The following is a 9178-nucleotide window of genomic DNA, read 5'->3' on the forward strand; positions in this document are numbered from 1 at the left end:
GGGTTCGGGGGTGCAGCTGGGGGACGCGCGGTGGGCCGAGTGCGAGGACGTGCCGGTGCTGCTGGTGCCGGTCGGCGCCACCGAGCAGCACGGCCCGCACCTGCCGCTCGGCACCGACACGACGATCGCCGCGACCGTCGCCGCCCGCAGCGGCCTGCCGACCGCGCCGGCCCTGCCCTACGGCGCGTCGGGGGAGCACGAGGGGTTCCCGGGCACGGTGTCGATCGGCACCGAGACGCTCGCCGCGGTCATCGTCGAGCTGGGCCGCTCGGCGTGCCGGTTCGCGCGGCGGCTGGTGCTGGTCAACGGGCACGGCGGCAACGTCGGCGCGCTGCGGGTCGCGGTGCCGATGCTGCGGGCCGAGGGCCGCGACGTCGCGTGGTTCCCGTGCGGTGTCCCGGGTGCCGACGCCCACGCCGGCCGCCACGAGACCGCGGTGATGCTCGCGCTCGCGCCGGACGCGGTGCGCGAGGACCTCGCCGCCCCCGGCAACACCGCCCCGCTGCGCGAGCTGATGCCTGCGATCGTCGGCGGGTCGGTGCGCGACGTCAGCCCGTCGGGCGTGCTCGGCGACCCCACCGGCGCGACCGGCGGCGAGGGCGCCGAGACGGTGTCGGTCATGGTCGCGGCGCTCGTCGGGGCCGTCGAGCAGTGGTCGGTGGACGGGGCGACGGGGCGCCTCACCTGAGCCGCGCGCCCGTCCGGAGCGGTCGCTCCGAGCCAGGTCACGACGTCGCTCGTCGCCGGCGAGGTGGGCGGCCGCCTAGGGTCGCGGCGGTGTCCCCGCCGTTCGCCGACCGCATCGCCGCGGGCCGGGCCCTGGCACCGCACCTGACCGCGCTCGGGCTGCACCGGCCGCTGCTCGTGGGGCTGGCGCGGGGCGGGGTGCCGGTGGCGGCGGCGGCCGCGGCGGCGCTGGGTGGCGGCGCGGAGGTCGACGTGGGCGTGGCCCGCAAGATCACCGCGCCGGACCGCCCGGAGGCGGGGCTGGGCGCGGTGGCCGTCGACGGCGAGCCCGTGTGGTTCGACCGCGCCGTGGAGCACTCCGGACTGGACCCCGAGGCGCTGGCCGCCGCGGTCGCCGCCGAGCGCGCCGAGGCCCGCCGCCGCGAGCTCGCCTACGGCGCCGGGTGGCGGGCCGCCGCCCCGGGCCGCGACGTGGTGCTCGTCGACGACGGGATCGCCACCGGCGTGACGGTGGTCGCGGCACTCGGTTCGGCGCTCGCGGTGGGGCCGGCACGGGTGGTGCTCGCCACCCCCGTCGCGGCGCCGGTGGCCCTGGAGCGGATCGCGGGGGTGTGGGACGGGACGGTGGTGGCGGTGCTCGCGCCCGAGGACTTCCGCGCGGTGTCCGACGTCTACGGCGACTTCGGGCAGCTGACCGACGACGACGTCCGGCGTGTCCTCGGTCGCTGACCGCGGCGCGCCCCGCTGCCTAGACTCGCCGGCCATCGCCACCCCGACCGCCGCACCCCCGTCCGCCCGCCCCCGGCCGCCGCGCCTGCCGTCGGGCTGGGCCGTCGTCCTCGACCGCCGGGTCCTGCGCGTCGACGGGGGGCGCACGCTGGTCGGCGGGTCGCCGCCGCGCGTGCTGCACCTGTCGGCCGCGGCGTACGACCGGCTGGCCGGCCCGGCCGGTGTCCCCGCCGACGCGCGGCTGGTCGTCACCGACGCGACGTCCGCGGCGCTGGCGCGGCTGCTCACCGACGCCGGCGTCGCGCACCCGGAGCCGTCGCACCCGGACGCGCCGTCGCCGAACTCGGTGTCGGTCGTGGTGCCGGTGCGCGACCGCCCGCGCGAGCTCGCCCGCCTGCTCGCCGCCCTGCGCGCGACGGCCCCGGAGCTGGGCGAGGTGGTCGTCGTCGACGACGGCTCGGCGGACCCGGAGGCGACGGTGCGCGCGGCGCCGGGGGCCCGCGTCGTGCGGCACGCGACGTCGCGGGGCCCCGCGGCCGCCCGCAACACCGGCGCGGCCGCGGCCACCGGCGCGCTCGTGGCGTTCCTCGACTCCGACGTCGTCCCCGAGCCGGGCTGGCTCGCGCCGTTGCTGGGCCACCTCGCCGACCCCGCCGTCGCCCTCGCCGCCCCGCGGATCGTGGCCTGGCAGGAGCCCGGTGCGAGCAACGCGGCATTCCTGGCGCCCAGCACCAGGATCGCCACATCCTCGCTCGCACGACACGCCGTCGAGCGCTACGAGCAGCGTCGCTCGAGCCTCGACCTCGGGGCCCGTCCGGCCCCCGTGACGGCGCGGTCGCGGGTGGCCTACGTCCCCAGTGCCGCGCTGCTCGTGCGCCGGGAGGCGCTGGGTGCCGGGTTCGCCGAGGACATGCCCGTCGCCGAGGACGTCGACCTCGTCTGGCGCATCGCCGCCGACGGCTGGCGGCTCCGCTACGAGCCGGCATCGCGGGTCGCCCACGAGCACCGCGACGCCGTCGGGCCGTGGCTCGCGCGCAAGGCGTTCTACGGCACCGGCGCGGCCCCGCTGGCCCTGCGCCATCCCCGCCGCGTGCCGCCGCTCGCCCTCGCTCCCTGGACCGCCGCGGCGATCACGCTCCTCGGCGTCCAGCGCCGGTGGAGCACGGTCGCGGCGGGCGTCGTCACGCTCGTCGCGACGGGACGGCTCGCCAAGGGGCTGCACGACGCCCGGCCCGGCGTGTCGCCGCAGCGAGGATGTGGCGATCCTGGTGCTGGACGCCAGCAATGCCGCGTTGCTCGCACCTGGGGTGCGCCGGTCCGACTGGCGGCCGTGCTGGCGCCGTGGGGGCTGGGTGGGGCGGCGTGGCAAGCGGCCGGGGTGCTGACGCGGCACTGGTGGCCCGCCGCCGCGGCCGGGGCGCTCGTGTCGCGCCGGGTCCGGCGGACCGTGCTGCTCGCCGCCGTGGCCGAGGGCGTCGCCGACTGGGTCCGCTTCCGCCCGCCCGGTGCCGGACCGGCGGACGCCGTCGCGCACGTCGTCGCCCACCGCCTCGACGACCTCGCCTACGGCGCCGGGCTCTGGTGGGGCGCGTGGCGGCACCGGACGGTCGCACCGCTGCGCCCGGACCTCTCGGGGAAGGTACCGCGGTGATCGTCCGCACCGTCGCCGTCGGCCGCCCCCGCGACGTCCCCGGCCCGCGCGACGGCGACACGACCAGCACCGCGATCTGGAAGGAGCCCGTCGCCGGGCCCGTCGCGGTCGGGCCCGAGAACCTCGAGGGCGACGAGCAGGCCGACCGGGTGAACCACGGCGGCCCGGAGAAGGCGGTGTACGCCTACGGCGTCGAGGACATCGCCTGGTGGCGCGACGAGCTCGGGGCGATCGACGACCAGGTCTTCGGCCAGAACCTCACCACCGCCGGGTACGACCTGCGCGACGCCGTCGTCGGCGAGCGCTGGCGGATCGGTACGGCGGTGCTCGAGGTCGTCCAGCCCCGCATCCCGTGCTTCAAGCTCGGCCTGCGCGCCGGCGACCGGACGATGCCGCGACGCTTCGTCGCCGCCGTGCGGCCGGGCGTCTACCTCCGCGTCGTCGCCACCGGCACGCTCGCCGCCGGCGACGCGGTCACCGTCACCGACCGCCCCGAGCACGGCCTGCCGGTCGCCGAGGTCTTCGCGATCTTCCACCACCACCGCGACCGCGCCGCCCGGCTGCTCGACGCCCCGGGCCTCCCGTCCTGGTACCACGACTGGGCACGCATGCGGCTCGCGCAGGAGTGATGCCACGGCGTGTCGCCGCAGCGAGGATGTGGCGATCCTGGCGCCCCGTGCCAGCAATGCCGCGTTGCTCGCAGGACCCGGCCACCGCGCGCACCGGGGTGTACGCGGGGCGTGAGGTGCGAACCCCTCCGAACGGAGGGGGACTCGGCTGTCCGGAACGGCGTCTTTCGGGTGCCGCGTACCGGCTGTGAGCGGCCAGCGCGCCGCAGATTCGGAGCGCGGAGCCACCTGACTCCGCGAGTGCGGATGAACGAGGCGCCCTGGCGGCCGACCTCGGCATCCGGGGTGGCGACACCACACCGAGTGGATGTTGCGCGGCCCCGACGTGGGGGGTGTGATGTGTCCGCCGCCACGCCGGAGTTGGCGGCGACCCGCGCGCGTTCTCCCTGGTCGGGTGGGCGGGCGCGGTTCCGTTACACCACCACCACGTCCTCGGCCTCGACGTCCGGGCTCCGGTGCCACGTCGTCCGGCCGAGTGAGGAGTGAGGTCCATGGCACGCATCCGGACCACCGTCGACGGCCTCGTCTACGAGGACGACGTCGAGCCCCGCATGCTGCTCGTCCAGTACCTGCGTGAACGACTCGGCAAGACGGGCACGGTGATCGGCTGCGACACGAGCAACTGCGGGGCGTGCACCGTGCACCTCGACGGGATGAGCGTGAAGTCCTGCTCGGTGCTGGCCGTCCAGGCCAACGGTGCCGAGGTGCTGACCATCGAGGGCCTCGAGCGTGACGGCCAGCTGCACCCGATGCAGCAGGCGTTCCACGACAACCACGCCCTGCAGTGCGGCTACTGCACGCCCGGCATGATCATGCAGTCGATCGACCTGCTCGGGGAGAACCCCGACCCGTCCGAGCACGAGATCCGTGAGGGCATCGAGGGCAACCTCTGCCGCTGCACGGGTTACCAGAACATCGTTCGTGCGGTGCAGGACGCGGCGTCGAAGATGAAGCCGGGCGCCGCCCCGACCGCTGAGGCCGGCGCCAAGCAGACGGTGGCCGGGGGAGGCGCCTGATGACGACCACGGAGAACGCGTCCACCCCGGCACCGGAGATCGGTCGTGATCGGCGCCGCAAGGAGGACCGTCGGCTGATCACCGGGCGCACCCGGTGGACCGACAACCAGGCCCTCACCGGCCTGCTGCACATCGCGATCGTCCGCAGCCCGTTCGCGCACGCGACGATCAAGGGCATCGACACGTCGACCGCCAAGCAGGTCCCGGGTGTCGTGGCCGTCTACACGGCGGCCGACATCGGCGCCGACCAGGTGCAGCTGCCCTGTGCGTGGCCGATCACCAAGGACATGAAGGCCCCGCAGCGCCCGGCCCTCGCCGGCAGCCGGGTCAACTTCGCCGGCGAGGGCGTGGCGGTGGTCGTCGCGCGCAGCGCCGCGATCGCCAAGGACGCCGCCGAGCAGGTCGAGGTCGACTACGAGGAGCTCGAGCCGGTCCTCGACATGGAGGAGGCGATCAAGGACGGCGCCACCCTCGTGCACCCGGAGATCGGCACGAACGAGAACGCCCAGTGGGTGTTCGACTCGGGCGAGGCCGGCTCCGGCGGCAGCGTCGCCGAGGCGCTGCAGAAGGCCGAGTCGGCCGACGACCAGATCGTCGTGCGCCGCCGTTTCCGCCAGCAGCGGCTCGTGCCGGTGTTCATGGAGCCGCGCTCGACCGTGGTGGACCCGAACGCCGAGCAGCTGACGATGTGGTCGTCGACGCAGGTGCCGCACATCCTCAAGACGATGCTCGCGCTGACGCTCGGCCTGCCCGAGCACAAGATCCGCGTCATCGCGCCGGACGTCGGCGGCGGGTTCGGCGGCAAGATCGCCGTCGCGCCCGAGGAGGTCGTGACGCTGCTGGTGGCCCAGAAGACGGGCAAGCCGGTGAAGTGGACCGAGACGCGCTCGGAGTCGCTGCTGACCGCGCACCACGGCCGGGACCAGATCCAGGACCTCACCATGTCCGTCACCAAGGACGGGCAGATCACGGGGCTGGACGTCAAGCTCCTCGCCGACATGGGCGCCTACCTGGGCCTGGTCGGCCCGGGTGTGCCGATCCTGGGCGCGTTCATGTTCAACGCGATCTACAAGATCCCGGCGTACCGCTTCGACTGCACCAACGTCTTCACCACCAAGACGCTCACCGACGCCTACCGCGGCGCCGGCCGTCCGGAGGCCACCTTCGGCATCGAGCGGATGATGGACGAGGTGGCGCTCGAGCTCGGCATGGAGCCGATGGAGTTCCGCCAGAAGAACTGGATCAAGCACGAGGAGTTCCCGTACACCACGGTCAGCACGCTGACCTACGACACGGGCAACTACGAGGCCGCCACCGAGCAGGCCCTGCAGATGTTCGACTACGACGGCCTGCGCCGCGAGCAGCAGGAGCGTCGCCAGCGCGGCGACGTCAAGCAGCTCGGCATCGGCATCTCGACGTTCACCGAGATGTGCGGCCTGGCCCCGTCCCGCGTGCTCGGCTCGCTCGACTACGGCGCCGGCGGCTGGGAGACCGCGTCCATCCGGATGCAGCCCACCGGCAAGGCCGAGGTCGTCGTCGGCGTCAGCCCGCACGGGCAGGGCCACGAGACGGCGTTCTCGCAGATCGTCGCCGACCAGCTGGGCGTGCCCTTCGAGGACGTCGAGATCCTCCACGGCGACACGCAGTCGTCGTACAAGGGCCTCGACACCTACGGCTCGCGCTCGCTGGCCGTCGGTGGCATCGCGGTGGTCAAGGCCGCCGAGAAGGTCATCGAGAAGGCCAAGCCGATCGCGGCGCACATGCTGGAGGCCTCCGAGGGCGACCTCGAGTTCTCCGGCGGCAAGTTCACGGTCAAGGGCACCGACAAGGGTGTGGGCATCCAGGACATCGCGCTCGCGGTGTTCGCCGCCCACGACTACCCCGAGGGCATCGAGCCCGACATCGACGCCCACGCGACGTTCGACCCGGAGAACTTCTCGTTCCCGCACGGCACGCACCTGTGCGCCGTGGAGGTCGACACCGAGACCGGCTTCGTGCAGCTCTACAAGTACGTCTGCGTGGACGACGTCGGCAACGTCATCAACCCGCTGATCGTCGAGGGCCAGGTCCACGGCGGTCTCGCGCAGGGCATCGCGCAGGCCCTGTTCGAGGAGGCCGCGTACGACGACCAGGGCACCCTGCTCTCGGGGACGCTGGTCGACTACACGCTGCCGACCGCGGCCGACCTGATCAGCTTCGACACCGCGAACACCACGACCGCGTCGACCACCAACCCCCTCGGGGTCAAGGGCGTCGGCGAGGCGGGGACGATCGCCTCCACCCCGGCGGTCGTGAACTCGGTGCTCGACGCGATCCGGCACCTCGGTGTCTCCGACATCGACATGCCGACGACCCCCTACCGCGTCTGGACCGCGATCCAGAGCGCGTCGGGTCACGCGGGCCGCGCCGACGAGGCGGACGTGGCCTCGCCGGGCGCCGGCCTCGGCTCCACCGCCAGCGACATCTCGAAGGGCGACACCCAGGGAGGGCACCTGTGATCCCGGCCCAGTTCGACTACGTCCGGCCGACCACGGTCGACGAGGCGGTCCAGGCCCTGCGCGACGGCGGCGACGACGCCAAGCTCCTGGCCGGCGGCCAGAGCCTGCTGCCGGTGCTGCGGCTGCGCATGGCGGACCCGTCGCTGATCATCGACCTCGGGGGCATCCCCGAGCTCAAGGGTGTGCGCGAGGAGGGCGACAAGGTCGTCGTCGGCGCGATGACGTCGCACTACGACGTCACCCGTGACGAGACCCTGCGCCAGCACGTCGCGCTCATCAGCGAGGCGACGAAGACGGTCGCGGACCCGCAGGTGCGCCACCGCGGCACGCTCGGCGGGGCCCTGGCCCACGCCGACCCGGCCGGCGACCTCGCGGCACCGGCCCTGGCCCTCGACGCCGAGTTCGTCATCGCGGGCCAGAACGGCACCCGCACCGTGGCGGCGGCGGACTTCTTCGAGGACTACTTCACCACCGCCATCGGCGAGGGCGAGCTCCTCACCGAGATCCGGTTCCCGAAGTACACGGGCTGGGGCGCGCGGTACGAGAAGTTCAACCGCGTCGCGCAGGCCTGGTCGATCGTCGCGGTCGCGGCGACCGTCAAGGTCGACGGCGGCACGATCTCCGAGGCCCGCATCGGCCTGACCAACATGGCGGGCACCCCGGTGCGCGCCCGGTCGGTCGAGTCGGCCCTGGTCGGGCAGTCCGCGACCGAGGAGAATGTGCGCAAGGCCGCCCAGGCCGCCGCCGAGGGCACCAGCCCGACCGCGGACGCGGACGCCGGTTCCGACTACCGCGAGCACCTCGCACGGGTGCTCACGGGCCGGGCCGTCCTCGCGGCCGCGGGCTGACGCTCTCGATCGACGACCGACAAGTCACGCCGACGGCCCGCTCCCGCACCGCGCGGGGGCGGGCCGCCGTCGTGGACCGCACCCTCCCAGGAGGTACGCCCATGAAGCTCGAGAACGAGTTCACCGTCCCGGTGGACATCGACACCGTGTTCGACGCCCTGAACGACCCCGAGAAGGTCACGCCGTGCTTCCCGGGCGCCACGCTCGACTCCCACGAGGGCGACGACTTCACGGGCACCGTGAAGGTCAAGCTCGGCCCGATCTCCATGACGTACAAGGGCAAGGGCACCTTCGTCGAGCGGGACAAGACCAACCACAAGGTCGTCGTCGACGCCCAGGGCCGTGACTCCCGCGGCAACGGCACCGCGTCCGCCAAGGCGACGCTGACGATGACCGACGAGGGCGGCAAGACCAAGGTCAACGTCCTCACCGAGATGCAGGTGACCGGCAAGCCGGCGCAGTTCGGCCGCGGCGTCATGTCCGACGTCGGCGACAAGATCCTGGGCCAGTTCGCCTCCTGCCTCGCCGACGAGTTCGGCAGCAGCAGCGCCGGCGGCTCCGCCGCGCCGACCGTGCAGGGCACGGACACCGCGGCGTCCGGCGGCAACGGCACCGCGCCGGCGCCGGAGGCCGTGGCCTCCGGTGGCGACGCCGCGCCGGTGACGGCCCCGCCCGCGCCGGCCCCGGTGGCCTCCGGGTCGGGCGCGCCGACGGCCGCCGCCCTGCCCACCACCGTCGCCGAGGCGGCCAAGGGCGACGCCGGGGCCAAGCCCGGCGCGTCGGTCGGTGGCGCGGCGAGCAGCGCGGGCGAGTCCGCCGCGCAGCCGAGCCAGCCCCGCCGTCAGCAGGTCGAGGCGATCGACCTGCTCGACAGCTCGCGCGACGCGATCCTCAAGCGCCTCGCCCCCGTGGGCGTCGGCGCCGGCGTCCTCGCGGCGATCATCGCGATCATCCTCGTGGTGCGCGGGCGCTCGTCGTAGTCCGACCCCGTCCCGAGCGAGGGGCCCCTCCGGTCGACCAGATCGACCGGAGGGGCCCCTCGCTCGTGTACGGGGTGGCGCGAGCGGCAACGCCCGGGGGATGACCGCTGCACTGCTGGGCGTGGTGCGGGAGCGGACCC

The 9178-nt window shown here is 74.5% G+C and carries 8 protein-coding genes; all 8 read left to right on the plus strand.

The genetic code is table 11. From position 1 onward, the window contains the following. Positions 1-10: 10 nt before the first annotated feature. Positions 11-688, plus strand: a complete 678-nt coding sequence (gene mftE, locus ABD994_RS27690; protein WP_345423559.1) for a mycofactocin biosynthesis peptidyl-dipeptidase MftE — start codon at positions 11-13, stop codon at positions 686-688. Between the two features lie 89 nt (positions 689-777). Further along, positions 778-1416 (plus strand): phosphoribosyltransferase family protein, encoded by a 639-nt coding sequence (locus tag ABD994_RS27695; RefSeq protein ID WP_345423561.1) that lies wholly within the window; start codon positions 778-780, stop codon positions 1414-1416. Next, positions 1400-3067: a mycofactocin biosynthesis glycosyltransferase MftF gene (mftF, locus tag ABD994_RS27700; protein WP_345423563.1), complete on the plus strand. Its 1668-nt coding sequence runs from the start codon at positions 1400-1402 to the stop codon at positions 3065-3067. The genes ABD994_RS27695 and mftF overlap by 17 nt, the downstream gene beginning before the upstream one ends. Further along, positions 3064-3696, plus strand: coding sequence for an MOSC domain-containing protein (locus ABD994_RS27705; RefSeq protein ID WP_345423566.1), 633 nt, complete (start codon positions 3064-3066; stop codon positions 3694-3696). The genes mftF and ABD994_RS27705 overlap by 4 nt, the downstream gene beginning before the upstream one ends. Before the next feature lie 491 nt (positions 3697-4187). Beyond that, positions 4188-4712, plus strand: coding sequence for a (2Fe-2S)-binding protein (locus ABD994_RS27710; protein ID WP_345423569.1), 525 nt, complete (start codon positions 4188-4190; stop codon positions 4710-4712). After that, positions 4712-7210, plus strand: a complete 2499-nt coding sequence (locus ABD994_RS27715; RefSeq protein ID WP_345423572.1) for a xanthine dehydrogenase family protein molybdopterin-binding subunit — start codon at positions 4712-4714, stop codon at positions 7208-7210. The genes ABD994_RS27710 and ABD994_RS27715 overlap by 1 nt, the downstream gene beginning before the upstream one ends. Continuing rightward, on the plus strand, positions 7207-8058 hold the full coding sequence (locus ABD994_RS27720) for an FAD binding domain-containing protein (protein WP_345423575.1): 852 nt from the start codon (positions 7207-7209) through the stop codon (positions 8056-8058). Before ABD994_RS27715 ends, ABD994_RS27720 begins: the two co-directional genes overlap by 4 nt. Positions 8059-8159: 101 nt before the next feature. Continuing rightward, complete coding sequence (locus tag ABD994_RS27725; protein ID WP_345423578.1) at positions 8160-9038, plus strand: SRPBCC family protein; 879 nt, start codon at positions 8160-8162, stop codon at positions 9036-9038. The last annotated feature ends 140 nt before the right edge of the window (positions 9039-9178 follow it).

It is taken from the genome of Actinomycetospora chlora, assembly GCF_039542135.1.
Classification (GTDB): Bacteria; Actinomycetota; Actinomycetes; order Mycobacteriales; family Pseudonocardiaceae; genus Actinomycetospora; species Actinomycetospora chlora.

What these genes read in the sequence shown, in the direction of transcription:
- ABD994_RS27710 (WP_345423569.1), top strand. Translation starts at nt 4,188, where the DNA reads ATGGCACGCATCCGGACCACCGTCGACGGCCTCGTCTACGAGGACGAC.
- ABD994_RS27715 (WP_345423572.1), top strand. Translation starts at nt 4,712, where the DNA reads ATGACGACCACGGAGAACGCGTCCACCCCGGCACCGGAGATCGGTCGT.
- ABD994_RS27725 (WP_345423578.1), top strand. Translation starts at nt 8,160, where the DNA reads ATGAAGCTCGAGAACGAGTTCACCGTCCCGGTGGACATCGACACCGTG.